Origin of the sequence: Nocardiopsis sp. LOL_012 (assembly GCF_048060475.1) — a bacterium.
In the GTDB taxonomy this organism is placed as follows: Bacteria; Actinomycetota; Actinomycetes; order Streptosporangiales; family Streptosporangiaceae; genus Nocardiopsis.
Map to the genome: position 1 here is coordinate 105,685 of NZ_JBHMIV010000006.1, position 24,165 is coordinate 129,849.

The following is a 24,165-nucleotide window of genomic DNA, read 5'->3' on the forward strand; positions in this document are numbered from 1 at the left end:
GTCGCGGTCCCCCCGATCCCGCGGCCGGAAAGGGAAACATCCATGCTCGCATCCCTGAGCGACCGCCTGCTCGCCCGCATCGTCCCCAAGGCCCGGGCCGGCGCCGTCGGCACCACCACCAATTGCTGGTACACAGACTGCAGCCGCACCCACATCCAGCGGTGCTGCTACACCACCACCATCCTGCCCGGCAGCAGAATTCCCTACAGCTTCATGTACTGCATGCCCTGCAGGAGCAGGTGACTCCGTCCACCGGATGATCTGAGGCTGCTCGGCAAGCCTGGGAAGGCGCTCTGAAATTCAGGGATGCGGGGATCGGACCCCCATCCGGAACCGAAGGCCGGGGCGCCTTCCGCGCGTTTCGGAGAATAGGCCCACTTCGTCCCGGCAGGTTCCCGACGGTTTCGTACCCTCCGCACTCGACCGGCCCCGGTGGTGCGGCGCGAAGCGACCCGGCTTCAGAAACAGACATTTAGCGACACCGGTAACACCAACCACGAACAGCACTTGTATCTCAAATGTATCGCGCATGTAGGCGCGCTCCCTAGCGTCGGTGGTGTCCGCCATGGCAGGCGATGGTTTCGGGACACCACCGCTGGCCCGACCGGCCCCGTTGTGACATCGGCGGGTACGTCGGGGGCCGGTGTTCGAGCTTGAAGCCCTACTGGCACCCGCTACGAACACAGAGAATGAGGAGTCCGCCCATGATCACCTCCCTGAGTGACCGTCTGCTCGCCCGCATCGTTCCCAAGGCCCAGGCCAGCGCCGCCAACTGCTGGATCGTCGACTGCAGCCGCACCACGTACAAGTGGTGCTGCATCACCCGCGTCCCCGGATACGGCGCCACCATGCAGTGCAGTGCCTGCGGGAGGTAGGCCCGCGCCCGCCGGGTGAGCCGAACCCGCTCGGCAAGGCCGGGAAGGCGCTCCGGAATTCACGGACACGGGGATCGGACCCCCATCCGGAACCGAAGGCCGGGGCGCCTTCCGCGCGCTCCGGGGTGTGGGGCCGCAAGGGCCGCCATGTTCGGGAGCACCGGGCCGATCGCCTGCTCGTGTACCGCTCCCACGGCGCACGCCGGCGCCGCCTGACGGCCGACGTGTGGGCCCGCTGGCCCGGTTCGAATGGACCGGGGCCCGTAATCACGCGGTGACCAGCCGTTGTATCGCATTTGTATGCGGTCTGTAGGCATCCTGCCTAGTTTCGGTAACGGTCGCGGTCCCCCGATCCCGCGGCCCGGAAGGGAACACCGTGTTCGAGCGCATCGGTTCTCTGGGCGACCGGCTCCTCAGCCGTGTCGTACCCGGGGCCAGGGCCTCGGCCAGCCCCTACTGCTGGTACGAGTACCTGCCCATCAGCTCCCCCTGCTACCGCCGCTACTGCTGCGACCCGCCCGGATCCACCTACGGCGTCTCCTGCGGGACCTACAAGCCCTGCTGACACTCCACCAGCGCGGCCGAAGAGAAGAAGGAAGCATCCCATGCTCGCATCCCTGAGCGACCGCCTGCTCGCCCGCGTCGTCCCCAAGGCCCAGGCCACAGCCGGATTCTGCTACACGGAGCGCACCAGCCACGACGGGCGCGTCGTCCGCCGGACCTGCTGCATCAGCTCCACCTTCTCGTGCGGCAACTGGTCGGCCTGCTGAGCCCCCTTCGTGCGGTCGTGGCCCCGGGGCCTTGAACCGGCTGGTCGCGACCAGCCGACCGCACCGGCCCGACGAGGGCCGGTGCGCGTCTGAAAAACGGTCATGCTTCCCATCCTGCTCCTGGGAAACACCCGCCACAGCCAGCGCTTGTATCGCACATGTATCCCACATGTAGCAGCGGTCACTAGCTTCAGTGATGGCCGCCACACCAACCGGCGGTTCAGCCACGACCACGGACACGTGGTCAGGAAAGGAATCCCATGTTCGGCTCTTTGAGCGACAGGCTCCTCAGCCTCATCGTCCCCGAGACCCAGGCCCGCGCCAACCCCTACTGCTGGTACAGGTACTCCGGCCCCGCCTGCCAGTACTGCTGCGACCCGCCTGGCAGCACCCCGATCACGTGCGGCAACTGGAGGCTCTGCTGATCCGTCCCTGAGCAGCCCTGCTCGGGGCCCGTCCACCGGGGGTGCCCGCCGATGTCCCACGTCCAGGTCGCGTGCCAGGTCCTCCTGGCCCTCGTGTTCTGCGTGTCCGCCGTCAGCAAGATGCGCGGCCGCGCGGCGTTCGACGGCTTCGTGTCCGCCGTGCGTCGGCTGGCCCCCCGGTGGGCGGTCCGCAACCCGCCCGCCACCCGCCGCCTGGCGGCCCTTCTCGTGGCGGCCGAGGCGGGGACGGCGCTTCTCCTCCTCGTCCCCGCCCTGGCCTGGGCGGGCCTGGCCGCCGCCGCGGTCCTGCTCACGGCGTTCACCGTCGCCGTGGCCAGGGTCCTACGCGGCGGCCAGCACGTCGCCTGCCGCTGTTTCGGAGCCTCGGACACACCACTGCGCCCCCTGCACCTGGTCCGCAACCTCACCCTGCTCACCGCCGCCGTGGCCGGGCTCGCGTCCGCCCTCGCCTCCCTCCCCCTCCCCGAACCCGGGGCCGCCGCGGCCTGCGCCGCCGCCGGTGCCTTCGGAGGGCTGGTCATCGTCCTGCTCGACGACATCGCGGCCCTATTCTCCCCTCTCTCACCGAGGAGTGCCATCCCACATGACCGTGTTCCTCACCGTTCTGTGCGCCCTGGTCGGCGCCCTGTGCCTACTCAACATCCTGCTCACCGTCGGCGTGATCCGGCGCCTGAAGGAGCACACCGAGACCATCGAGCAACTGCGCTCCGCCGTCCCGGTCCTTCCCGGCCAGATCATGCTCCCGGCCGGTGAGGAGGTCGCGGACTTCTCCGCCGAGACGACGGACGGAACGACGGTGAGCCGTGATGCCCTGGAGGGGGAGACCCTCGTCGGCGTCTTCTCCCCCGGCTGCTCCGCCTGCGCCGAACAGCTTCCCCTGTTCACCGACCTGGCCGGTTCCTACCCCGGCGGCCGCGACCGCGTCCTGGCCGTCGTCGTGGGCGGAGCGGAGGAGGCCGCCGACGAGATCGCCAGGCTCACCCCCGTGGCCCGGGTGGTCCAGGAGGAGCACGGCGGCACCACGGCACCGGCGTTCGGCGTGAACGGCTTCCCCGCCATGGCCCGTATCGACGCGACCGGGCGGGTCCTGGCCAGCGGCTACAGCGTCGAGGCCCTGGAGGCCCTGACCGGTGTCTGACTCCACCGAAGAGCGGTTCTCCGGCGGTGTCCGTGCCTCCCTGCGTGGCGCGGGCGCCGCCCTGGCCCTGACCTGGCACACCGGTCCGCACCTGCTGATCACCCTGGGCCTGCTCACCCTGCTCCAGGGCACCGCGCCGGTGGTCGTGGCCTGGCTCACCAAACTGATCCTCGACCTCATCACCGCCGACATCGACCCCGGACGGGTCCTCGTCCTGGGGCTGGGGCTTGCAGCCGCCGGCCTGGTCACCGCGCTGGCACCGTTCGCCTCCCAGTACATCCAGAGCGAGATCACCCGCCGGGTCGGGCTGCACTCCCAGGACCGTCTGTTCCGGGCCGCCGAACGCTTCACCGGACTGGCCCGCTTCGAGAACCCGGCGTTCCTGGACCGTCTGCGCCTGGCCCAGCAGTCGGGCGGCGAGACCCCGAGCCAGGTGGTATCGGCCGTCTTCTCCCTGATCAGCGGCATCGTGACCATCGGCGGCTTCCTGGGATCGCTGCTGGTGATCAGTCCGCTCATGGCACTGGTCGTCCTGGCCGCCGGCATCCCCACCCTCTTCGTGGAGTTGCGGCTGTCCAAGGCGCGCGCCGCGATGATGTGGCGGATCGGACCGGTGGAGCGGCGCGAGTTCTTCTTCCGCGAACTGCTCTCCAGCGTCCAGTCCGCCAAGGAGCTGCGCCTGTTCGGGGTCGGCCCCTACCTGCGCGAGCGGATGGGCCGCGAACGCGTGGAGGCCAACACCCAGCGGCGCCGCATGGACCAGCGCGAGCTGTCCGCCCAAGGCCTGCTGGGCCTGCTCTCGGCCCTCATCGCCGGCGGCGGCCTGGTGTGGGCGGTCCTCGCGGCGGTCGACGGCCGACTGACGGTCGGCGACCTCAGCCTGTTCATCTCAGCCGTGGCCGGTGTGCAGAACGCCCTGGGCCAACTGGTACGCGAGGTGGGCCTGGCCCACAACCAACTGCTGATGTTCGACCACTACCTCAAGGTCACCCGCGCCGAGCCCGACCTCGCCGTGCGCGCGGACCCGGTGCCGGTCCCCGCACTGCGCCGCGGCATCGAGCTGCGCGGGGTGTGGTTCCGCTACTCGCCCGAGCACCCCTGGGCCCTGCGCGATGTCAACCTGCACATCCCGCACGGCGGGTCGCTGGGACTAGTGGGCCGCAACGGCGCGGGCAAGAGCACCCTGGTCAAACTGCTGTGCCGGATGTACGATCCCGACCGCGGAGCGATCCTGTGGGACGGGGTGGACCTGCGGGACATGGACCCCGCCCTGCTGCGCCACCGGATCGGCGCGGTCTTCCAGGACTACATGGAATACGACCTGACCGCCGCCGAGAACATCGGCCTGGGCGACGTCGACATCCTCACCGAGAACGGATCGGGGGAGCGCCGGGATCTGATCCGCGCCGCCGCCCAGCGCGCCGGGGCCCACCCGATCGTCGCCGACCTGCCGCGCGGCTACGACACCCTGCTCTCGCGCATGTTCTTCGACATGCCCGGCTCCGACGACGAGCAGGACGGCAAACAGAACGGCGTCCCGCTCTCGGGCGGGCAGTGGCAGCGCCTGGCCCTGGCCCGTGCCTACCTGCGCGGGAGCCGCGACCTGCTGATCCTGGACGAGCCCAGTTCCGGGCTGGACGCCGAGGCCGAGCACGAGATCCACACCGGACTACGCGAGCACCGCCGGGGGCGCACCAGCCTGCTCATCTCGCACCGGCTCGGTACTGTGCGCGAGGCCGAGCGGATCGCGGTCCTGGACGAGGGCGGCGTGGCCGAGACCGGCACCCACGAGGAGCTCATCGCCGCGGACGGGCTCTACGCCCACCTGTTCGGGCTCCAGGCCCGCGGCTACCAACCCGGGACCGAACCCGCGCAGGAGGTAGAACAGCGATGACACTGTCGGTACTCGTGGCGGCCGGGATCGCGGTGGCGGTCCCGGCCGCCCTGCTGCTGTGGCTCAACCGGACCCTGGTCGCCGTGGAGGTGGTGGGCCAGAGCATGGAACCCACCTTCCACCACGGCGAGCGGGTCCTCGTACGACGGGTTCCCGCGCGGCGGCTACGGGTGGGCGACGTCGCCGTCCTCGGCCAGCCCGATCCCCGCGTCCTGGCCCACCTGGACGAACTCCTGGGCGCCGCGGCGCCCTGGGTGGTCAAGCGGGTGGCGGCCCTACCGGGTGGTCCCGTCCCTGACGGGGTGCCCGGATGCCCCGACGGAACCGTCCCCCCCGGGCACCTGGTCGTACTGGGCGACAACACCGGCTGCAGCACGGATTCGCGTGTGTGGGGGCCGGTCCCGGACGACCAGGTGCTCGGGGTCGTCCGCAGACGCCTGGCGCTCCGGCCCACCGCACCGGTTCCGGGCCCCTCCCCCTCGGTAGCCGCTAGAGCAGACCGGTCTTCTCCCGCGGCCCCCGAAGACCGGGATCGCGGTTGAGGATGGCGGCGTGCAGGCGGGCCAGGTCCGGTCCGGGCTCCACCCCGAGCTGCTGGATCAGGGTCCGCCGGGCCGAGCGGTAGGCGTCCAGGGCGGCGGAGGCCTCGTTGGACCGGTAGAGGGCGAGCATGAGGGCGTGCCACAGGCGCTCGCGGAGCGGATGCTCCGCCACGAGGGTGCGCAGGTCGCTGACGAGGTCGGGGTCCGAACCCAGGTCGAGCCGGGCACGGGCGAGGTCCTCGGCGGCGCTCCACCGCTGTTCGTTGAGCGCGTCCAGCCTCGGGGCGAGGACGGGCAGTCGCGGCACGTCCTCGGCCGCCGACCCCCGCCACAGGTTCAGGCCGGCGGACAGCAGGGAGACGGCCTCCTCGGAGTCGCCTTCGTGCAGGGCGCGCCGACCGCGGCGGTGGAGGTCGGTGAAGGCGAGCACGTCGAGTTCGCGGGGGCACACCCGCAGCATGTAGCCGGGCGGGCTGGCCACCAGCCGCGCCCGGTCGACGGTGCAGTGAGCGGGGGGCAGGCGCTTGCGGAGCTGGTTGGCGTAGGTGCGCAGGTTGGCGATCGCGGACGCGGGCGGCGACTTCTCCCACAGTGCGGCGGTGAGGCGGTCGAGGGGGACCGCCTGGTTGGGCTGGAGCGCGAGAGCCGTCAGGAGGGCGCAGAGTTTGGGGGTGCCGGGCGAGGGGGCGACGGGATCGTCGAGGAGGCGGACGGGACCGAGCAGGCCGAAGAGTAGCCCCATAGGACCTTCCAGGGTCGGGCGCGCGAGCAGACCTCGAATCATATCGGCGGACGGCGGCGCAAGGGGGTTCCGGACAGTTCTGGGAGCGCTCCCAAGAACTTTACCTCTGAGTCATTTCGGCCGTCAACAGCCATAACGTGGTCGTTCCCTCACCTTCCGCGCCCACTCTCCCCGCCGTACACGGGGCCGGTCTGGCCCTACTCCCCCTCCTCCTCCGCGCCGGGCAGGTGGGCGTCGAGCATGCCGAGCAGGCGCAGCGCCACCATGGCCAGCAGCGCCAGGCCGCCCGCCAGTTCGACGACCTCCTGCACCGAACCGTGCACCCGGTCGGCGGCCGTGCTCCAGGTACTGGAGTCGATGAGCTCCATCCCCACCGCCCCGGCCGAGAGGACGACCCCGACCGCCAGCGCGACGGTGGCCGCGCCGTCCGCGCGCACCGCCCACCACACCCAGACGAGCAGCAGCAGGCCGACGGCGGCCAGGACGAAGAGCAGGAAGTCGCCCGGGGCCACCCAGGGCAGGAAGGGCACGCTGTCGCCGTCCGACCCGAAGAGGTCGTCCCCCAGGCTCTCGTGGAAGGCGAAGCGCTCGTCGGTGCCCAGCGCGAGCAGGCCCGCGCCCAGCAGCGACCAGATCCCGGCCCGCTCCCCGGCCCGGCCCGCGACCAGCGCCGTCAGCAGGCAGCCCGCTCCGGCGAGCATGAGCACGACGCTCTGCGCCCACGTCATCGGGGTGCGCTCGGGAGCGATCCACTCCCAGTAGTCCGGCCACCGCAGCACGGCCAGGAGCACGGGGACCACGATCCATACGGCGACGAGCAGGCCGACCAGCCTCGTCCGCGTGTGCCCCATGCGCCCCTGCCCCGTTTCTCGCTCCGACGTTCCACCGCGTCACACTGCCCCCACAGGGTTACACGAACGTGGAGTTTCGGGCCCAAGAGGGTGTCTTCACCGCGTATGCCGAGGAAGAAGACGGCGCGGACGGGCCGCCGGAGCCGTGCACGGCAGAGCCGACCCGACGCGAGACGGCCGCCCCGGTGCTCCCGGTGCGGCCGTCCGTCAACTGCTCTGACCTGCTGTTCTCCTGTGCAAGGGAGCCAGCGAGGGGACTTGAACCCCTAACCTATCGTTACCTTCATGGTTCGCTCATGACCTCAGAGAACGGAGGGAAACCAGCCCTGAACTGCGAGAACAGATCTCGTTGATTCTTGCTGTTTCACGGTCTCTCCTTGCGCCGTGTGCACTGAATGTGCACGCCGCCCTCCCTGCTTCGTGTGCCCTCTCCGCCTCTCTGCTCCTCCCTCCCCTCTCTTCCCTTCTCTGCCTTCCGCGCCCCGGTGAGGCCCTTCCCCCGGTGTCCCGCGCTCACTGCTCCGGCCCGGTTCTCTGGAGACCGGCCGCTCCGGCACCGCCGCCTTGTCGGTCCAGTCCACCCCTTTGGCCTCTGGACTCTTGTTGCCCCTGGTTCGACCCCTGGACGAACGCCGTGCCCGATCTCCTCGGGCTCGGCGGGGCGCGCCCGGGCGCGCCGCGCGGAACGCTGGCGAGCGCGCCCGAAGGCGCGCCTACCGCCGGACACCCCTTCAGGGTGGCCAGCAACCGCGCTCCGCGCACCCTGGTTGCTCGGTACACCACAACGGCTTGCACTGATCCGCCGGAGAGAACCCCCGGTGGGTCCGTGCCCCGCGACACCCGCGCTCTCCGTGCCCCGGTCCACGTGCCCGCCCCCTGTGAACACCCCGCCGGCCCCTGCGTCCCCGTTCCCGCGTCCCCTCCCTCCGGCCCGGCCTCGTCCGTTTCGCGCTTCGACCCGCCCGGGTCGAACCAGCAAAGGAACCAGGCCCCCACACCAGCCCACCCCTTTCCGCGGCTCCCCTCACCCCCGCCCCGCGCCCTCCTGCACCTTCACCGCCTGCGTGAGGTGGCGGGCGGAGTTTGGGCGGTGTCCTGTCCGGTGCGGGCTGAACCACCGCCAGGGGGCCATTACGCTGGCCCGCCAATGGGGAGGGGCTCCGGCCCCTCACCCCGGGTTTTGCTCCTCCGGCCCCCTGGCGGTGGTTCAGGAGGGACCCGCTCCGGAGAGGTGCCTAAAGTCCGAACGACACCGACCCCGCTGCGGCCTCCCGCACCGCCAGGTGCGGGCTTGAGGAAGTAAGGAAACCTTCAACAGCCATATCACCGAGCACACGGGACTCAGGGCGAAGAGTTGGTTACTCGGCCCCAGGAGGCGTCCAAAGGTGCCCGCCATCCCATAGATGCTCGAAGTGCGTTGCGTACTGACTGAACGGTCCGTTGTCCTGCATCTTCTGCATGTGGAACGTCAGACTCCCGTGCCCCAAACGTTCTGCTATGTGTTCACAGACAAGCTCTTCTTGGTCAAACCTGAATATCGAGCGCGACACGTGTGCTTCGGCGTTCTGATCTGAAAGGCGAACCTCGACGCCTGGGACTGGGCCAAGTTTTGCCAGTTCATCAAGGGTAATGTGAATGCGTGTACTGACGGACAGGGCAGCTGATTCGATCTCTTCCCGACGTAGAGTTACCTCGTGCTCAGGATCGCCAACGAGTATTCGAACCCGGACTCCCGCCTCGGCCTTAGCCCGCAAGAGTTCATTGAACCCAGGGCGTTCAGTCCAGAAGAAGTAGTTGGTGTAGCCCCCAAGAGAGATCTCAGAGCGAGCGTCGTGTATAAGCCTGTCCCACAATTCCCCAGGAACGCTGGAGCGATAGGGGTAGACATTAACGATCTCACGATCAGTACGTCGTTGGTAACGCCGGACAAGCTCCCCTAGGAGAACGTCATCAGCGAGTCGAGTTGGGTCAGCGTGACGACGAAGGTCTTCTAGGTCAGCATCGTCCGGAACCCATAGCCCGAGCTGTTGACGCACTTCGACCACTGGCAGGTCTAGGGCGGTTGCGATGCCTTCGGCAACCGCGTTGGGGACCTCATACTGTCCCCGTTCATAGGCCGAGACCCGGACCTGGTTCAGGTCAAGGCGTCGGGCTAGATCGCTTCCGCTCCACCCGCGAGCTTCTCGTTGCTCGCGCAGCCAGGTACCGGCGGCGCGGAGGCGTCGCTGGCGTTCGTCCTTCGTCTCAACCTTGGTCATGGCTTAACACTTTCACGTCTGAAGTCAGTGCTCTTGAGGACAGAACCGTTCGCCTGCACGGGCTTCGACCTCGCTGTCGTGAGATGGCACCGACTCCTGAAGGCCAGGCTATCAGGGCAAACGGGTTTCGCCAGTGGCAGACTTGACAGATTAGAAGCGTAACTTCTAACGTATAAGGCATGACCTTAGGCAGTGCGCTGGCGCTGCTCCAACGTCTTCATGAGAGAGGTACTCATGGTCCTCGTTGCTACTTCAGCCCCTGCTTCCCTGCCCACCCGCTCGGGCTACTTCGCCAGGGTCGAGGGAGCCCTCACCGCTGGCGACTTCGCGAGCCTGCCCGTGCCCGCCCCGGTCGCCTTCCTGTCCCCCGAAGAGCTGTGCGACCAGTGCGAGGGCCGGGGCTGCCTGCCCGAGAAGGGCCGCAAGGGACAGTGGAAGCTGTGCCCCTCCTGCACCGGTATGAACGGACGCCACCGCGGTTGGGACTTCGACCGCTACACCCGCAGCGCCTACGGCACCCCCTGCTTCCACCGCGACGTGACCACCGCCCAGCAGACCGTGCGCCAGTACTGGGGGCCCTGCCGCGACTGCCCGACCGATCCGGTCTCGCCCTGCCACGGCGCGCAGAACGCCCGCGTCCCCTGGGCGGTCGAGTGCACCACGTGCGCCGACACCGGATGGCAGATGCACCGCACCGCCCCGGCCCCCGACCACGAGTGGGGCGACGACTTCCTGTAGACCCGCCCCCCGCACAGCGCCTGATCCGACCAAGAACCGTCGCTGCGCGGGGGCCGCGAAACGCTCCCTGCCCGGGGCTGCTTCCACACACCACCCGGGCCGGGGCTTCACCTACCCAACACACCCAACACGCGAGTGCAAGGAACGAAAGGCGCTTCCCATCATGCCCCACCCCGGCGACGCTGCGCAGCCCCGTCGCGCACCCTCCACCGAGCAGATCAGCCAGCGCCTGGCCTCCGGCGCCCTCGATGACGTCCTGGCCACCATCAAGCGCACCGGGGGCTGCTCCCAACCCCTGCGCCTGCGCGGACACCTCTCGGCCGTAGACCCGCACACCGGGGCCAGCACCCCGCTGTGGTCCACCACCGGACAGCCCGGCCAAGCGCTCGCGGTGGCCTGCGGCAACCGCCGCGCCTCGCGCTGTGCGGCCTGCGCCGACACCTACCGGGGCGACACCTTCCACCTCATCCGCTCCGGCCTGGTCGGCGGGGACAAGGGCGTCCCCCAAGCGGTGCGCTCGCACCCCCGGGTGTTCGCCACCCTGACCGCCCCCTCCTTCGGCCCCGTCCACCGGGGGCCGGACGCCTCCGGGCGCTCGGTGGTGTGCCACCCCCGCCGCTCGGGTGCGGCCTGCTACCGCCGCCACACCGCAGATGACCCGCTCATCGGCCAACCGCTGGACGCGCAGGGCTACGACTACGACGGGCACGTGCTGTGGAACAACCACGCCGGGGACCTGTGGAGCCGCTTCACGGTCTACCTGCGCCGCCACCTGGCCGACGCCGCCGGGATCGGGCGTAGCGAGTTCAACGACACCGTGCGGGTGTCCTACGCCAAGGTCGCCGAGTTCCAGGCCCGGGGGCTGGTGCACTTCCACGCCGTGGTCCGCCTGGACGCCAAACGCCCTGACACTGTGGTGGAGCATCCGCCCGTGTGGGCCACGACAGGGCTGCTCACCGCCGCGATCAGGTCGGCGGCTGCGGCCGTAGTGGTCCCGGTCGAGGCCGACAGCGGCGTTCGGTTCCTGTCCTGGGGTGCACAGGTCGATGTCCACTCGATCACTTCGGGTGCGTTCACCTCCGGCGCTCTGGGTGAGGAGGCGGTGGCCGCCTACATCGCCAAGTACGCCACCAAGTCCACCACCGATGACGGCACCCTGGACCGGCGCGTGTTCGCCGGTGCCCCGTTGGGCCACCTGGGGTTGACCGACCACCAGCGACGGCTCATCCATGCTTGCTGGCGTCTGTCCGAGGTCCCCGGCCTGGAGGAGCGCAAGCTGGACCGGTGGGCGCACACCCTGGGGTTTCGGGGTCACTTCTCCACCAAGTCGCGCCGCTACTCCACCACCCTCGGGGAGCTGCGGCGGGTGAGGCGGGATTTCCGGGCGGGGCAGGCACGCGCGGCCGGTCATGACGAACTGCTCGGCGACCTGCCCGAAACCGCTGAGGAGACCACGCTCGTGGTCGGCTCGTTCTCCTATGCCGGACAAGGCTACGCGCACCCCGTTGACCGTTGGCTGGCCGAGTCCCACCACCGCAGCCGGGTGTACAGCCGCCGTGTGGGACGCGAACAGCTCGCAGAGCTGGAAGAGGCCGCCTGATGGCTCGGGTGTGGATCTACGACCGGCAGAACGACCGGGCTTACCGTGACGCTCTGGCCAAGGCTAAGAAGGACAAGCGCAAACCTCCCGGCCGCTGGCAGGTCCGCTGGTACGACCCTGCGGGCAAGCCGAAAGCCAGGATCTTCGCGAGGAAAGGTCAGGCCGAAGCTTTCGAGACCGAGATCGAGAACCAGCTAGCCGCAGGCAACTACCGTGATCCTGCTGCGGGCAAGGTGCTGGTCGGCGCGGTCGCTGACGCGTGGCTCAAGTCCAAGACTGACCTGGAACAGGGATCGCGTGACCTGTATCGGGACCACCTGGACAACCATGTCCTTCCCCGGTGGGGGAAGACGCCCGTGGCTGCGGTGACATACGAAGACGTGACAACCTGGGTGCTGGAGCTGCAAGGTACTTCCGGTGTGCGAAGTGGCCGTAAGCCGCTCGGTGCGGCAACGATTCGCGGTGTCCATCTGGTCCTGCTGTCCGTCATGGACTGGGCGGTGAAGACCAAGAAGATCGGGGAGAACCCCGCGCGTGGCGTTCCGCTCCCCAAGCTCCCCCCGCGTAGCCACGTCTACCTGTCACATGTGGAGGTTGAACGGCTGGCCCTGGCTGCAAGGGAGGATGCGACGCTGATTCGCTTCCTGGCCTACACCGGAGTCCGGTGGTCGGAAGCCTCAGCCCTGACCGTGGGAAACCTGGACCTGGTTACTCGTCGGGCCCAGATCAAGCAGGCCTACAAGGACAACAAGGGCAAGCTGACTATGGGAGCGCCCAAGAAGGGCGAGACTCGTGCGGTTCCGGTGCCGTCCTTCCTCGTGCCAGAGCTGCGGGCACTGGTGGAAGGCCGATCGGCTGAGGCATTGGTGTTCACCGCTCCCCGGGGCGGTCCGATCTGGCTGCGCAACTGGCGGCCCCGGGCGTTCAAGAAGGCGGTGAAGGAAGCAGGGCTGGAAGATCGTAAGCTGACACCTCACAAGCTACGGCACACTGCCGCGTCTCTCGCGATCGCCGCCGGAGCGGACGTCTACGTCGTTCAGACCATGCTTGGACATCGCAAACCCAGCATCACCTTGGACACCTACGGCCATCTGTGGCCGGACCGGCTCGATGAGGTCGCGGACGCGCTCGGTGCCAAGAGGGCGGAACACCTGGCGAAGGAAGACGAAAGGTCTGCTGCCTGAGCGGATGTGCACGGTATGTGCAACGGCCACCTGGGGACTTCCCCGGTGGCCGTTCTGTTCGTGCGCTGACCTGCTGTTCTCCTGTGCAAGGGAGCCAGCGAGGGGACTTGAACCCCTAACCTATCGCTTACAAGGCGATTGCTCTGCCGATTGAGCTACGCTGGCGGGCGCCCAGGGCCAAAGGTCCCGAGCCGTCCACCCGCATGGTACCGGTTCCGGTGTCCGTAGGCCTACTCGGTCGCGGACCGGCGGCGCCGGGCCACCTCGTACAGCGACACCCCGGCGGCGACCGAGGCGTTCAGCGACTCCGCCCCGCCGATCGGGATGCTCACGACCAGGTCACAGGTCTCCCGGACCAGTCGCGAGAGCCCCCTGCCCTCGGAGCCCACCACGACCACCAGCGGCCCCGTGGCCAGGTCCAGGCCGGGCAGGGACGTGTCGCCCTCGGCGTCCAGGCCGACGACGAACAGCCCCGCCTTCTTGAAGCCCTCCAGTGCGCGGGTCAGGTTGGTGGCCTGGGCGACCGGCAGCCGCGCCAGGGTTCCGGCGGAGGTCTTCCACGCGGTCATGTTCACGCCCGCCGAGCGGCGCTCGGGGATGACGATGCCGTGCGCGTCGAAGGCGGCGGCCGATCGCGCGATCGCGCCCAGGTTGTGCGGGTCGGTGACGCCGTCCAGGACCACGATCAGCGGCTGGGTCTCCGAGGCCCGCGCCCGGTCCAGCAGGTCCTCGGGCAGCCAGTACCGGTAGGGCCGCACCTGGAGGGCCACACCCTGGTGGGCGGCGTCGGGCTGGCCGTTGCTGTCGCAGCGGCGGTCCAGTTCGGACCGGGTCACCTCCAGGAGTTCGACACCGCGGTCCCCGGCGAGGCGCGCCGCCTCGGTCACCCGGTCGTCCGGGTCCAGGCTGTTGGCGATGAACAGGCGGGTGGCGGGCATGCCCGCGCGCAGCGCCTCGACGACCGGGTTGCGCCCGACCAGGAGGTCGGAGTCGGCCCTGCGCCGCTCGGTGCGCGCCGGTGCCGCGCCGCCCCCGGCGGGGGTGCGCTTGGCCGCCCGGGCGCGCTGCTTGCCCTCGTACCAGTGCCGTTCCTGGGCGGGCAGGGTGCCGCTCTTGCCCTGGAGCGAGCGCCGCCCCTTGCCGCCGCTGCCCTTGGTCGGGCCCTTCTTGCTCTTCTTCGCCGGCATGTCCGCCGCCTCCCGTTGTCGCGAGCATGCCGGAAGCGCGTCGCGTCCGGCCGGTGGAGATCGGCCACCTGGCCTCGCGGGCGGTGGCAAACCTCCAGCCTAGTGCCGTCCGCGCACCGCCCGGGCCCGTGTCAGCCGCGTTTGAGGTCCCAGCGGGGGCCCTGCGGGGTGTCCTCCACCACGATCCCCGCCTCGGTGAGCCGGTCTCGGATGGCGTCGGCCGCCGCGTAGTCCTTGCGCCCGCGCGCCGCCTGGCGCTGCTCCAGGGCCACCGACACCAGGGCGTCGACCACCTCGCGCAGCCCGTGGTCGCCCCCGCCCGCCCACGGAGCGCCGAGCGGGTCCAGTCCGAGGACCCCCAGCATGGTGCGGAGCTCGGCGGCCAGTTCGGCGGCCTTCTCCGTGCCCTCCGCCGTCAGGGCCGTGTTGCCCTCGCGCACGTGCCCGTGCACGACGGCGAGCGCCTGGGGGACGCCGAGGTCGTCGTCGAGGGCGGCGGCGAACTCCGCCGGCACCCGCTCCGCCGGGGCCACCTCGCCCAGCGCCTCGGCGGAGCGGGTCAGGAAGCCCTCGATCCGCTGGTAGGCGACGGCGGCCTCCTGGAGCGCGGCCTCGGAGTAGTCGATCGTGGAGCGGTAGTGCGCCTGTCCGAGGTAGTAGCGCAGCTCCACCGGGCGGACCTTCTCGACCATCTGCGGGATGCGCATGGAGTTGCCCAGCGACTTGGCCATCTTCTCGCCGCCGACCTTGAGCATCCCGTTGTGCAGCCAGTACCCCGCGAACCCGTCGCCGGCGGCGTGCGACTGCGCCACCTCGTTCTCGTGGTGGGGGAACACCAGGTCCAGGCCGCCGCCGTGGATGTCGAAGCTCGGGCCGAGGTACTTGGTGGCCATCGCCGAGCACTCCAGGTGCCAGCCGGGGCGCCCTCGGCCCCACGGCGTCTCCCAACTGGGCTCGCCGGGCTTGGCGCCCTTCCACAGGGCGAAGTCGCGGGGGTCGCGCTTGTCGCGCGCCTGGTCGGCGGACTCCTCCACCTGGTCGGGGCGCTGGTTGGACAGCTCTCCGTAGGCCCGGTAGGAGGCCACGTCGAAGTAGACGTCTCCGGAGCCGTCCCCGGCCGCGTAGGCGTGGCCCGCGTCGATGAGGCGCCGGATGAGCTCGATCATCTCGGGCACGTGCCCGGTGGCCCTGGGTTCGACGGTCGGCGGCAGGCAGCCCAGGATGTCGTAGGCCCGCGTGAACTCCCGCTGGTTGCGCTCGCTGACCTGCCACCACGGCACGCCCTCGGCGGCGGCGACGTTGATGATCTTGTCGTCGATGTCGGTGACGTTGCGGCAGAAGGTGACGTCGTAGCCCAGGTAGGTGAGCCAGCGCCGCAGGATGTCGAAGTTGACGCCGGAGCGGATGTGGCCGATGTGCGGAGGGGCCTGCACCGTGGCACCACACAGGTACAGGGAGGCACATCCCTCGCGAAGCGGGACGAAGTCTCGGACCTGCCGGGCACTGGTGTCATAGAAGCGCAGACTCACGCCGTCAAGCGTAGCCGGTTCCGCCTTCGGTGAGGCCCCTGATTCCCTTGGACTTCGGTACGTGTTCTCCGGTCCCGGACAGTCCGCAGGACGCATATGTGCTGAGCCGTATCCGGGTGCCTGCCACGGCCTTCCGCCCCCTTCCCGGAACCGTTCCCCTCCGCCGCCCGGCCCCGTTCCACGCCTTTCGGCCCCTCACCGGGGAAGGCCGGCTTTCCGCACCTCCCGGAGGCATCCGACAATCCTCCGGAACCTCGTGCCGAACGGGCCTTCTCGACTACGCTGCGGAGACGATGGCCCCTTACGACAAAGCCCCCGGGACCGGGGCACGGAACGGTCGGCTCGCAGGCCACGGCGCGGGATCCGGTGCCCTCGCCGTCGGTGTGCTGTTCGCCGTCCTCATCACCGTGTGCGACCTCGTCGTCTCCTACAACGGCATCTACGCCTTCGTGCGCTACGGCGGGCACGGGGACGGCGCCGTGGCCCACGTGTTCCCCCTCACCCACGCCCTGCTGCTGCTGATGGCGTTCGGGGTGAGCTACGTCGTCCGCCAGGACCATCCCCGGGACCGCCTGTGGGTCGACGCCCTGATCCTCTTCCTCATCCTGGTGGCCGGCGCCGCCATGGCTCTCGACAGGCTGGGGCTCGTGGAGTCGGTGCACCAGGGGGTCGCCGACGTCATCGTGGCGGTCGCTCCACTGGCCGCGCTGCTCATCGCCTTCCTGCTGTGGATGACGGTCCGGTCCCACATGCGTCGTGCCCGCAGGTCGGCCGTCCCACGGGACCTGCCCGCCACGGACCGGGCCACCGTGCTGCACGGCCGTGCGGAGGAGGAGCCGGAGTGGCCGCGGGAGGCCGCCGACCACGGAGATGCCGAACAGGACCTCCCGCCGAACTTCGCCGCCGCGCTGCCCGAGGCCGACACCGAGCGCTTCCCGGCACCCGCCCGGCCCGCCCCCGAACCGGGTGAGCGGTCCCCGGAGGACGGCCCGGACACCGGCCCCCGCGAGACCGGGGACCAGGGCCACGAGTCACCGGAGGCGGATGTGTCCACCCCCGCGCTGCCCCGGCGCCCCCAGGCCGCGGGCAACCCGATCAAGCGGGCCGCGGAGCGCCCCCCGGCCGTGTCCACGGCGGCCCGCCCCACCGGCCCGGAGCCGGAGCGCCCGGTGGAGGGCGGCGGCCCGGAGCCCTCCGACGAGGGGTTCGTCCACGAGGCCCTGCCCGGAGACCCGGTCTCCGACGAGGGCGAGCCGCCGACCGCCGCGCCGAGTGCGGCGGGACCTTCCGGTACGGATTCCACCCCCCGCACTGACGGGCCCGCCGCCGAGAGCCCCGGGGCCGGAGCCGAGCCCGAACCCGTCCGGGTGCCCCCGGCCCGCCCCCGGCCGGTGGAGGACACAACACCGCCCGCGCCGACGGAGCCCGCCGAGGAAGAGCCCATCGAGGAGGAGCGGGTTCTGTGGGAGCCGCCCGCAGACCGCCACGGCCCGCCCACCGACTACGAGCCGCCGGTGTGGACCCCGCCCGAGGCTCCGGAAGCCCCCGCCGCCGAGGGGGCCCCGGTCTGGGAGGCGCCGGAGGGCGTGCCCGACGGGCCCTCCGAGACGTTCCCCGCACTCAACCACGACACCGGGCCGTCGGTTCGGGCCGCCTTCGGTATCCCTCCTACGGCTCCGGAGCCGGACGGACGGGCTACGGAGCCCGAGCCGGTGGACACCTTCGAGGAGGACGCCGAGCCGGTACCCGAGGCGGAGCCGCTCCCCGCCGAACCGTCCCCCGACGGCGGCCCGGCCGCGTCCGCCGAGCCCGCTGGAAGCCGTCCGCCGCTGGAGAAGCGGCCGATGGCGCTCAAGCCGCGCAGGGGGCCGATCGACCTCACCCCGGTACCGCCGTCGCGGCGGATGCGCAGCGGCCCCCTGCGCCCCGACGCGGACGAGCTCTGAGCCACGCGGGGCGGCCCCCGCCGCGGGCGGGATACGCCGGACCGGTTGACCGCGCGGCCCGCGCGGCGGGGCGGGCCAGGTCAGTCCACAGGCGCGCAGAGGGCCGTGGCGACGGCGGCGATGCCCTCGCCGCGGCCGGTCAGGCCCAGACCGTCGGTGGTGGTGGCCGAGACGCTCACCGGTGCCCCCACGACCTCGGAGAGCGTCTTCTCCGCCTCGTCGCGGCGGGGCGCGAACCTGGGGCGGTTGCTGATGATCTGGATGGCTATGTTGCCGATCCCGAACCCGGCCGCGTGCACGCGCGCGACGGTCTCGGCCAGCAGGGCGGAGCCGGACGCGCCCTTCCAGCGAGGATCGGAGGTTCCGAAGTTGGATCCGAGATCGCCCAGCCCGCACGCTGAAAGCAGTGCGTCGCAAGCGGCGTGGGCGGCCACATCACCATCGGAATGGCCACTGACACCGTCTTCTCCCGGCCATTCCAAACCGGCGAGAAAAAGTGTTCTTCCAGGAGAAAACGGATGGACGTCGGTTCCGACGCCCACCCGAGGCATATTCTTCATGAACGAGGAGATTCTTCAGCCGATGTCAGTTCGTGAGAACCTCGTCGAGGAGGGCCTCAGCCTTGTCCTCGTTGGTCTTTTCCGCGAGGGCGAGTTCACTGACGAGGATCTGTCGGGCCTTGGCCAGCATCCGCTTCTCCCCTGCGGACAGGCCACGCTCCTTGTCCCGGCGCCACAGGTCCCGGACGACCTCCGCGACCTTGTTGACGTCGCCGGACGCCAGTTTCTCCAGGTTGGCCTTGTAGCGCCTGGACCAGTTGGTGGGCTCCTCGGTGTGCGGCGCGCGCAGGACCTCGAAGACCTTGTCCAGGCCCTCCTGTCCCACAACGTCGCGAACACCGACATCCTCGGCGTTCTCAGCCGGCACACGAACCGTCAGATCGCCCTTGTCGACCTTCAGAACGAGATAGCTTCTTTCCTCGCCTTTGATGGTGCGAGTTTCGATCGCGTCAATACGAGCAGCCCCATGATGGGGGTAGACAACAGTGTCGCCGACCTTGAAAGCCATGTGACAGGTACCCCTTCCGCTACCACGAGGATACCATGAATCTGTGACTTAACGTACCTATTAGCTTTGCGAAGACGCAGGTCAAGGACTACTTTTCGGGGCTTGACAAAGTGTACCCGAGCACTCTCGCCGGGCCCGGCCACGGCGGCACCCGACTCCGAATCCCTTGCTGGCCAGCGTAAGCACCGGCCTCGCCCGGCGGCTCCGGAAGGGGGCCCGACGCCCCCTCCAGAGCCGCCGCGGACCTTCAAAGCGAGGAAGATCACGTTTTGGACACGAGATGGCACCCGGTCTCACATATCCGGTTCGTAGTCCTCCCGCTTCTCACCGGTCACCATGTAGACGAGGTTGTTGGCGACGTGCACCGCGTGGTCACCGAACCGCTCGTAGAAGCGGCCGACCAGAGTGGCGTCCATGGTGGCCTCCACCCCGTACTCCCACTTCGGGCTGAGAATGCGCTCCAGCAGCTTGCGGCGCAGCCGGTCCATGCGGTCGTCGTCGTGCTCCAACTCCAGCGCCGTGTCCGGGTCGCGGTCGGCGATCACCTCGCCGGCCTTGGTCACCAGCAGTTCCGCCTGGTGCCCCATCTCCAGCACGATCGAGCGGAGCGGCTTGGGGATGGCCGAGTCCGGGTGGCGCCGCCGGGCGATCTTGGCGAGGTGGACGGCGTGGTCGCCCATGCGTTCGAGGTCGCCGCGCATGTACAGCGACGTGATGACCGTTCTCAGGTCGGAGGCGACCGGCTGCTGTCTGGCCATCAGGCGGAAGGCCGCGTCCTCGATCTCCTGGTCCAGACGGTTGATCTCCTCGTCACCGGAGATCACCTCCTGGGCCGCGGTCAGGTCGCTGTCCAGCAGCGCGGTGGTGGCGCGCGCGACGGCATGCCGAGCCAGTCGCGTCATCTCGACGAGGCGTTCGCCCAGGCTGTCGAGATCCTCGTGGTAGGTATCGCGCATATCGTCAATGCTCCCAGTGCTTCGTTGAAGAGTCGGCCAAGATTCGGTGAACGATCCGAGAAGCTCGGTTGGGACCAAGCCCCCGACCGGGTAAAGAACCAGTCCTGCCGTTTACGATCGAATCGTGCAAGGGGAACTTCTCACCGCCGTGACCGGCATAGTCGGACTCGTGACGGGCGTCGTCATCGGCGTCCTCGCCGGTCATTTCTTTCGTACCAGCGGTACTCAGCGCCGCCCCCCGGCGCCCGAGCGCCGCGACGGGACCACGCTCCCGGCCGGTATCGCCGAGGTCCTGTCCGCCCTCCCCTCCTCCGCCGTCGTCCTCGACTCCACCGACCGCGTGCTGCGCGCCTCGTCGGCGGCACGTGCCTTCGGTATCGTCCGGGGCGAGGAGCTGGTGATCGGCGAACTCCTGGCCCTGGCACGGCAGGTGCGCCGCGACGGGGTCATCCGCGAGACCGACATCGAGGTGGCGGTCCGCAAGTTCGGCCCCGACGCCACCTCCTTCGCCGTCCGGGTGGCCCCGCTGGGCGGGACCGGGCTGGTGCTGGTGCTGGCCGAGGACCAGACCGAGCACCACAGGGTGGAGGCGGTCCGCCGCGACTTCGTGGCGAACATCTCACACGAGCTGAAGACACCCGTGGGCGCGCTGGCACTGCTGGCGGAAACGGTACAAGACTCCAGTGACGATCCCGAGGCCGTCCGCCGCTTCACCGACCGCATGCAGCAGGAGGCCTCGCGTCTGACGGCGGTCATCCAGGACCTCATCACGCTCTCCCGCATCCAGGGCGCCGAGCCGATCAGCGAACCCACCCGCGTCGACCTCGGAAGCGTCGTGGACGAGGCCCTGGACGCGGTGCGCATGCCCGCCGACGCCAAGGGGATCGAGCTGGTCGGCAGCGGGGCGAAGGGCATCACCATCCTGGGCGACGAGACGATGCTGGAGACCGCCCTGCGCAACCTCGTCTCCAACGCCGTGGCCTACAGTCCCAAGAACACGCGGGTGGCCGTCTCGGTGGCGGAGTCCAAGTCCGGCGTGGACATCAGCGTCGCCGATCAGGGCATCGGCATCCCCCAGCAGGACCTGGGGAGGATCTTCGAGCGGTTCTACCGTGTGGACGCCGCTCGGAGCCGGGCCACCGGCGGTACCGGTCTCGGCCTGGCGATCGTCAAACACATCATGACCCATCACCGTGGAGAAGTGACCGTGTGGAGCAAGGAGGGGTCCGGGTCGACGTTCACTCTGCGTCTGCCCCGGCCTGAGAACCGGGAGGCCAAGGCCCCCGGTAACACCGACCGTCAGGAGGCGGCACAGTGACGCGCGTACTCGTTGTCGAGGACGAGGAATCCTACAGCGACGCCCTCTCGTACATGCTGCGCAAGGAAGGGTTCGAGGTCGCGGTGGCCCCCACCGGGACCGTCGCCCTGGAGACCTTCGACCGCACCGGCGCCGACCTGGTCCTGCTGGACCTGATGCTGCCCGGCCTGCCCGGCACCGAGGTGTGCCGGACGCTGCGCCAGAAGTCCAACGTCCCCGTCATCATGCTCACCGCCAAGGACTCCGAGATCGACAAGGTCGTCGGTCTGGAGCTCGGCGCCGACGACTACGTGACCAAGCCCTTCTCCTCCCGCGAACTGGTCGCCCGCATCCGCGCCGTGCTGCGCCGCCGTGTGGAGATCGAGGAGCCCGTCCTGCCCGCCGCCCTGGAGGCCGGTCCCGTCCGCATGGACGTGGAGCGGCACGTGGTGACCGTGCGCGGCGACAACGTCCAGTTGCCTCTGAAGGAGTTCGAACTGCTGGAGGTGCTCCTGCGCAACGCCGGGCGGGTGCTCACCCGGATGCAGCTCATCGACCGGGTGTGGGGCGCCGACTACGTCGGTGACACCAAGACCCTCGACGTGCACGTCAAGCGGCTGCGCGCGAAGATCGAGGAGGACCCCGGCCACCCCCAGTACATCGTCACGGTGCGCGGCCTCGGCTACAAGTTCGAGCCGGTGACCGTCGACGTGGGGTGAGTGCTACCCCGTCCCCGCTCCCCGCACCCGAGGTCTCCGTGGCGGGCGTCGGCGCCCCCTGAAACGGCCGTCGGCACCCGTCACACCTCGACCAGGACGGTGAAGGGCCCCTCGTTGGTGAGCGCCACCGACATACGCGCCCCGAACACCCCGGTCTCCACCCGGGCGCCGAGCCCGCGCAACTCCTCGACGACGGTGTCGACGAGCGGCTCGGCGACCCGACCCGGCGCGGCCGCCTGCCACGTGGGGCGGCGGCCCTTGCGCGCGTCGCCGTAGAGCGTGAACTGGCTGACGACGAGCAGGGGCGCTCCGGTGTCCGAGCAGGAGTTCTCGTCCTCCAGGATCCGCAGGGCCCACAGCTTCCTGGCGACCTTGCGCGCCTGCTCCTCGGTGTCGGTGTGGGTGGCCCCCACCAGAGCCATCAGTCCGGGCTCCGTGATCCGCCCGACCACCTCGCCGTCCACCGTCACCGACGCGTGCGACACACGTTGCACGACCGCGCGCATGTTCCCCCCTCGTAGACCGCCGCCACCGCGGCTCCGGTCAGACCACCCTAGACCTCACCTGCGGCGCTGGAACTGGTTGACCAGCCGCAGTCGGCGCGCGTTGGTGATGATGCCGGTCAGGGCGACGGCGAACGTGCTGATGGAGTCGGAGAAGTCCTCGATCCGCCACTCGCGCGGGCCCGTGTACCAGGCCAGCCCGTCGCCGGTCAGCTCCTCGTCCGACAGATCCGTCAGCGCCGCCGCCGCCAGGATGTTCGCCCAGCGGTCGGTGTCGCCGAAGATCACGGCGTAGGGCAGGTAGCGCGAGTAGATCTCCACCCGCTGCCCCGGCGGCTCGGTCGCCGCCCTGGGGTGGAACAGGTAGTCCCGGAAGCCCATCGTGTGCGCGAACACCGAGCTGCCCAGGCGGGTCTTGGCAGGCATGTACTGAGCGCCCATCGTGACGGCGGCCCCGGCGATGACGACGGCGAGGCCGGTGAACGCCGCGGTGGTGAACACGGCCAGGACCGCGGTCAGGAGAACACCGAACGCGGTGAGGACCACACCGCCCGTGCTCCACCGGCTGCGTACCTGGTTGGGTGAGCGCGCGAACCACTTCAGCCGCACCATGTCGCGGTACAGCTCCTCGCGGACGCGGTCGATGCGTGCGGGGAAGTCGGCGCACACCCCGGCCGTGCCCACCTGGGACAGGCGGACGGTCGGACGCCCGCCGAAGAGGGCGTCCATGAGCAGGCGCTCGTAGGGCAGCAGGTGCTCCCCCTCCGGGCCCTCCAGGCGCACCAGGCGCCAATCCACCGACGTGAAGTGCTCGTGCGGGAGCTCCTCCAGGCGGATGTAGCCGCGCACGGCCAGGTCCACCACGGCTCCGGTGAGGTCGGTGATGTCCACCGTCTCGTTGACGAGTGTCCCGATCTGCCCGGGGTGGACGCCGTGCGGCGGCTCGAACCGCACCTGGCCCCGCGCGCCGGTGGCCACGGGCGCCTGCTCGCCCCGTCCGGCCTCCTCGCGCAGTGCCCGCTCGTCCCGGCCGCGCACCCGGATGAGCAGCACCAGGCCGCCGATGAGGACGAGGAGCAGGAGCCCGAACACGCTCGCCGTCCACGGCGTGACCGCGAACGCCGAGCCGAGGGTCCAGCGGCGTTCGAGGAACGGCTCGCCCTCGGCGGTGCCGGGCGGGTAGGAGACGGCGATGTCGAGGCGGTCGCTGGGCTCCATGTCCGTCTGGAGGAAGTGCGCCACGTCCGAGTCGGTCCCCATGTCCGAGGCCGTGCAGTAGATGGCGCTGCGGGGCTCGCCCGCGAGGCAGGACAGCCCCTCCGGGGGCATGGGGGCGGTCACGGTGACGTCGGTGGTCCGCACGGAGTGGCTGTAGGCGCCCACGGCGCGCCACTCCATCTGGACCCCGCCCGCCACCTGGCTCACGGCGCCCTCCACCCGGTAGGTGAGCACGACCGTTTCGGCGCCGCCGGTCTCGACGGTGGCGTACAGGCGGCCGTCCTCGGCCTCGGTGCGCACCTCCAGCGGTGTGCCGCCGCCGTCGGCCGCGGCGACGTCGCGCACCTCGTAGGCGCGGTCGTGCTCGGTGTCGTAGATCATGGTCTCGGTGAGCGCGCGGGTGAAGGCCTCCGGAGCCCCTCCCTCGAAGGTGAGGGTCTCCCTGCCGTGGAGGACGCCGTCGGCGTCCAGATCCAACCGGATGTCGTTGGTGATGGCGCTCTCCTCGGCGAGGCTCCGCCCTGAGGGGGCCTGGAACGGCCCTTGTACTGTGGTGGCCGGTGGTACCGCCGTCGCGGCTCCGGCCTCCCCCACGGGTCCGGCGACGGTCGCCACGAGCACAGAGGAGAACACGAACGCGGCCGCCGCGAACACGACGGCCGGGCGCCTGGAGCCGACCCACCACATGACGCGAGAGCCTATCC

24 protein-coding genes, 1 tRNA gene and 1 pseudogene are annotated in these 24,165 nt (G+C 70.1%); 15 read left to right on the forward strand and 11 right to left on the reverse strand.

Annotated elements, in window-relative coordinates:
- Nucleotides 1-42 precede the first annotated feature (42 nt).
- The 9 genes and pseudogenes from ACFHWE_RS05815 to ACFHWE_RS05855 all read left to right on the forward strand — a co-directional run bounded on the left by ACFHWE_RS05815 (nt 43) and on the right by ACFHWE_RS05855 (nt 5,665).
- On the forward strand, nt 43-243 hold the full coding sequence (locus ACFHWE_RS05815) for a hypothetical protein (RefSeq protein WP_416599563.1): 201 nt from the start codon (nt 43-45) through the stop codon (nt 241-243).
- A gap of 461 nt (nt 244-704) precedes the next feature.
- A complete protein-coding gene (locus ACFHWE_RS05820) occupies nt 705-875 on the forward strand; it encodes a hypothetical protein (RefSeq protein WP_416599564.1) in 171 nt (56 codons plus the stop codon).
- A 376-nt stretch (nt 876-1,251) separates the two neighbouring features.
- Nucleotides 1,252-1,440, forward strand: a complete 189-nt coding sequence (locus ACFHWE_RS05825) for a hypothetical protein (protein WP_416599565.1) — start codon at nt 1,252-1,254, stop codon at nt 1,438-1,440.
- A gap of 40 nt (nt 1,441-1,480) precedes the next feature.
- Nucleotides 1,481-1,645 carry a hypothetical protein gene (locus ACFHWE_RS05830; RefSeq protein WP_416599566.1) on the forward strand — a complete coding sequence of 55 codons (165 nt, stop codon included), beginning with the start codon at nt 1,481-1,483 and terminating at the stop codon, nt 1,643-1,645.
- A 260-nt stretch (nt 1,646-1,905) separates the two neighbouring features.
- A complete protein-coding gene (locus ACFHWE_RS05835) occupies nt 1,906-2,070 on the forward strand; it encodes a hypothetical protein (RefSeq protein ID WP_416599567.1) in 165 nt (54 codons plus the stop codon).
- Nucleotides 2,071-2,121: 51 nt separating this feature from the next.
- Nucleotides 2,122-2,469 (forward strand): annotated as a pseudogene (locus ACFHWE_RS05840) (MauE/DoxX family redox-associated membrane protein); the annotation flags it as partial.
- 205 nt (nt 2,470-2,674) lie between these two features.
- The gene (locus ACFHWE_RS05845; RefSeq protein WP_416599647.1) at nt 2,675-3,229 is read left to right on the forward strand and encodes a TlpA disulfide reductase family protein; all 555 of its coding nucleotides are present in this window, start codon (nt 2,675-2,677) and stop codon (nt 3,227-3,229) included.
- A complete protein-coding gene (locus ACFHWE_RS05850; RefSeq protein ID WP_416599568.1) occupies nt 3,222-5,123 on the forward strand; it encodes an ABC transporter ATP-binding protein in 1,902 nt (633 codons plus the stop codon). The genes ACFHWE_RS05845 and ACFHWE_RS05850 overlap by 8 nt, the downstream gene beginning before the upstream one ends.
- A complete protein-coding gene (locus ACFHWE_RS05855) occupies nt 5,120-5,665 on the forward strand; it encodes a S26 family signal peptidase (protein ID WP_416599569.1) in 546 nt (181 codons plus the stop codon). Before ACFHWE_RS05850 ends, ACFHWE_RS05855 begins: the two co-directional genes overlap by 4 nt.
- On the opposite strand, the gene ACFHWE_RS05860 is transcribed toward ACFHWE_RS05855, so the two are convergent.
- The 3 genes from ACFHWE_RS05860 to ACFHWE_RS05870 all read right to left on the reverse strand — a co-directional run bounded on the left by ACFHWE_RS05860 (nt 5,613) and on the right by ACFHWE_RS05870 (nt 9,516).
- Nucleotides 5,613-6,407, reverse strand: coding sequence for an AfsR/SARP family transcriptional regulator (locus tag ACFHWE_RS05860; protein ID WP_416599570.1), 795 nt, complete (start codon nt 6,405-6,407; stop codon nt 5,613-5,615). The genes ACFHWE_RS05855 and ACFHWE_RS05860 overlap by 53 nt on opposite strands.
- 197 nt (nt 6,408-6,604) lie before the next feature.
- On the reverse strand, nt 6,605-7,258 hold the full coding sequence (locus ACFHWE_RS05865; protein ID WP_416599571.1) for a hypothetical protein: 654 nt from the start codon (nt 7,256-7,258) through the stop codon (nt 6,605-6,607).
- A 1,358-nt stretch (nt 7,259-8,616) separates the two neighbouring features.
- On the reverse strand, nt 8,617-9,516 hold the full coding sequence (locus ACFHWE_RS05870; protein WP_416599572.1) for a helix-turn-helix domain-containing protein: 900 nt from the start codon (nt 9,514-9,516) through the stop codon (nt 8,617-8,619).
- A gap of 219 nt (nt 9,517-9,735) precedes the next feature.
- Between ACFHWE_RS05870 and ACFHWE_RS05875 the strand changes: the two genes are divergently transcribed.
- The 3 genes from ACFHWE_RS05875 to ACFHWE_RS05885 all read left to right on the forward strand — a co-directional run bounded on the left by ACFHWE_RS05875 (nt 9,736) and on the right by ACFHWE_RS05885 (nt 13,038).
- Entirely contained in the window at nt 9,736-10,254 is a 519-nt protein-coding gene (locus ACFHWE_RS05875; protein ID WP_416599573.1) for a hypothetical protein, read from the forward strand.
- A 163-nt stretch (nt 10,255-10,417) separates the two neighbouring features.
- Complete coding sequence (locus ACFHWE_RS05880; protein WP_416599574.1) at nt 10,418-11,854, forward strand: replication initiator; 1,437 nt, start codon at nt 10,418-10,420, stop codon at nt 11,852-11,854.
- Complete coding sequence (locus tag ACFHWE_RS05885) at nt 11,854-13,038, forward strand: tyrosine-type recombinase/integrase (protein WP_416599575.1); 1,185 nt, start codon at nt 11,854-11,856, stop codon at nt 13,036-13,038. The genes ACFHWE_RS05880 and ACFHWE_RS05885 overlap by 1 nt, the downstream gene beginning before the upstream one ends.
- A gap of 92 nt (nt 13,039-13,130) precedes the next feature.
- Here the strand turns inward: ACFHWE_RS05885 and ACFHWE_RS05890 are convergent.
- The 3 genes from ACFHWE_RS05890 to cysS form a co-directional block, all read right to left on the reverse strand.
- A tRNA-Thr gene (locus ACFHWE_RS05890) sits at nt 13,131-13,203 on the reverse strand.
- 65 nt (nt 13,204-13,268) lie between these two features.
- Nucleotides 13,269-14,225: a 23S rRNA (guanosine(2251)-2'-O)-methyltransferase RlmB gene (rlmB, locus tag ACFHWE_RS05895; protein ID WP_416599576.1), complete on the reverse strand. Its 957-nt coding sequence runs from the start codon at nt 14,223-14,225 to the stop codon at nt 13,269-13,271.
- A 131-nt stretch (nt 14,226-14,356) separates the two neighbouring features.
- A complete protein-coding gene (gene cysS / locus ACFHWE_RS05900; RefSeq protein ID WP_416599577.1) occupies nt 14,357-15,754 on the reverse strand; it encodes a cysteine--tRNA ligase in 1,398 nt (465 codons plus the stop codon).
- 293 nt (nt 15,755-16,047) lie between these two features.
- On the opposite strand from cysS, the gene ACFHWE_RS05905 reads away from it, so the two are divergent.
- The gene (locus ACFHWE_RS05905; RefSeq protein ID WP_416599578.1) at nt 16,048-17,700 is read left to right on the forward strand and encodes a hypothetical protein; all 1,653 of its coding nucleotides are present in this window, start codon (nt 16,048-16,050) and stop codon (nt 17,698-17,700) included.
- 80 nt (nt 17,701-17,780) lie between these two features.
- On the opposite strand, the gene ispF is transcribed toward ACFHWE_RS05905, so the two are convergent.
- The 3 genes from ispF to phoU all read right to left on the reverse strand — a co-directional run bounded on the left by ispF (nt 17,781) and on the right by phoU (nt 19,724).
- The gene (gene ispF, locus ACFHWE_RS05910; RefSeq protein ID WP_416599579.1) at nt 17,781-18,251 is read right to left on the reverse strand and encodes a 2-C-methyl-D-erythritol 2,4-cyclodiphosphate synthase; all 471 of its coding nucleotides are present in this window, start codon (nt 18,249-18,251) and stop codon (nt 17,781-17,783) included.
- A 34-nt stretch (nt 18,252-18,285) separates the two neighbouring features.
- Entirely contained in the window at nt 18,286-18,768 is a 483-nt protein-coding gene (locus ACFHWE_RS05915; RefSeq protein ID WP_028649972.1) for a CarD family transcriptional regulator, read from the reverse strand.
- Between the two features lie 293 nt (nt 18,769-19,061).
- Nucleotides 19,062-19,724 carry a phosphate signaling complex protein PhoU gene (gene phoU, locus ACFHWE_RS05920; protein ID WP_416599580.1) on the reverse strand — a complete coding sequence of 221 codons (663 nt, stop codon included), beginning with the start codon at nt 19,722-19,724 and terminating at the stop codon, nt 19,062-19,064.
- Between the two features lie 124 nt (nt 19,725-19,848).
- Between phoU and ACFHWE_RS05925 the strand changes: the two genes are divergently transcribed.
- Complete coding sequence (locus ACFHWE_RS05925; RefSeq protein ID WP_416599581.1) at nt 19,849-21,042, forward strand: sensor histidine kinase; 1,194 nt, start codon at nt 19,849-19,851, stop codon at nt 21,040-21,042.
- Nucleotides 21,039-21,740, forward strand: coding sequence for a response regulator (locus tag ACFHWE_RS05930; protein WP_416599582.1), 702 nt, complete (start codon nt 21,039-21,041; stop codon nt 21,738-21,740). Before ACFHWE_RS05925 ends, ACFHWE_RS05930 begins: the two co-directional genes overlap by 4 nt.
- 80 nt (nt 21,741-21,820) lie before the next feature.
- Here the strand turns inward: ACFHWE_RS05930 and dtd are convergent, their stop codons facing one another.
- Nucleotides 21,821-22,246 carry a D-aminoacyl-tRNA deacylase gene (gene dtd / locus ACFHWE_RS05935; protein ID WP_416599583.1) on the reverse strand — a complete coding sequence of 142 codons (426 nt, stop codon included), beginning with the start codon at nt 22,244-22,246 and terminating at the stop codon, nt 21,821-21,823.
- A gap of 54 nt (nt 22,247-22,300) precedes the next feature.
- A complete protein-coding gene (locus ACFHWE_RS05940) occupies nt 22,301-24,148 on the reverse strand; it encodes a DUF2207 domain-containing protein (protein WP_416599584.1) in 1,848 nt (615 codons plus the stop codon).
- Between the last annotated feature and the right edge of the window lie 17 nt (nt 24,149-24,165).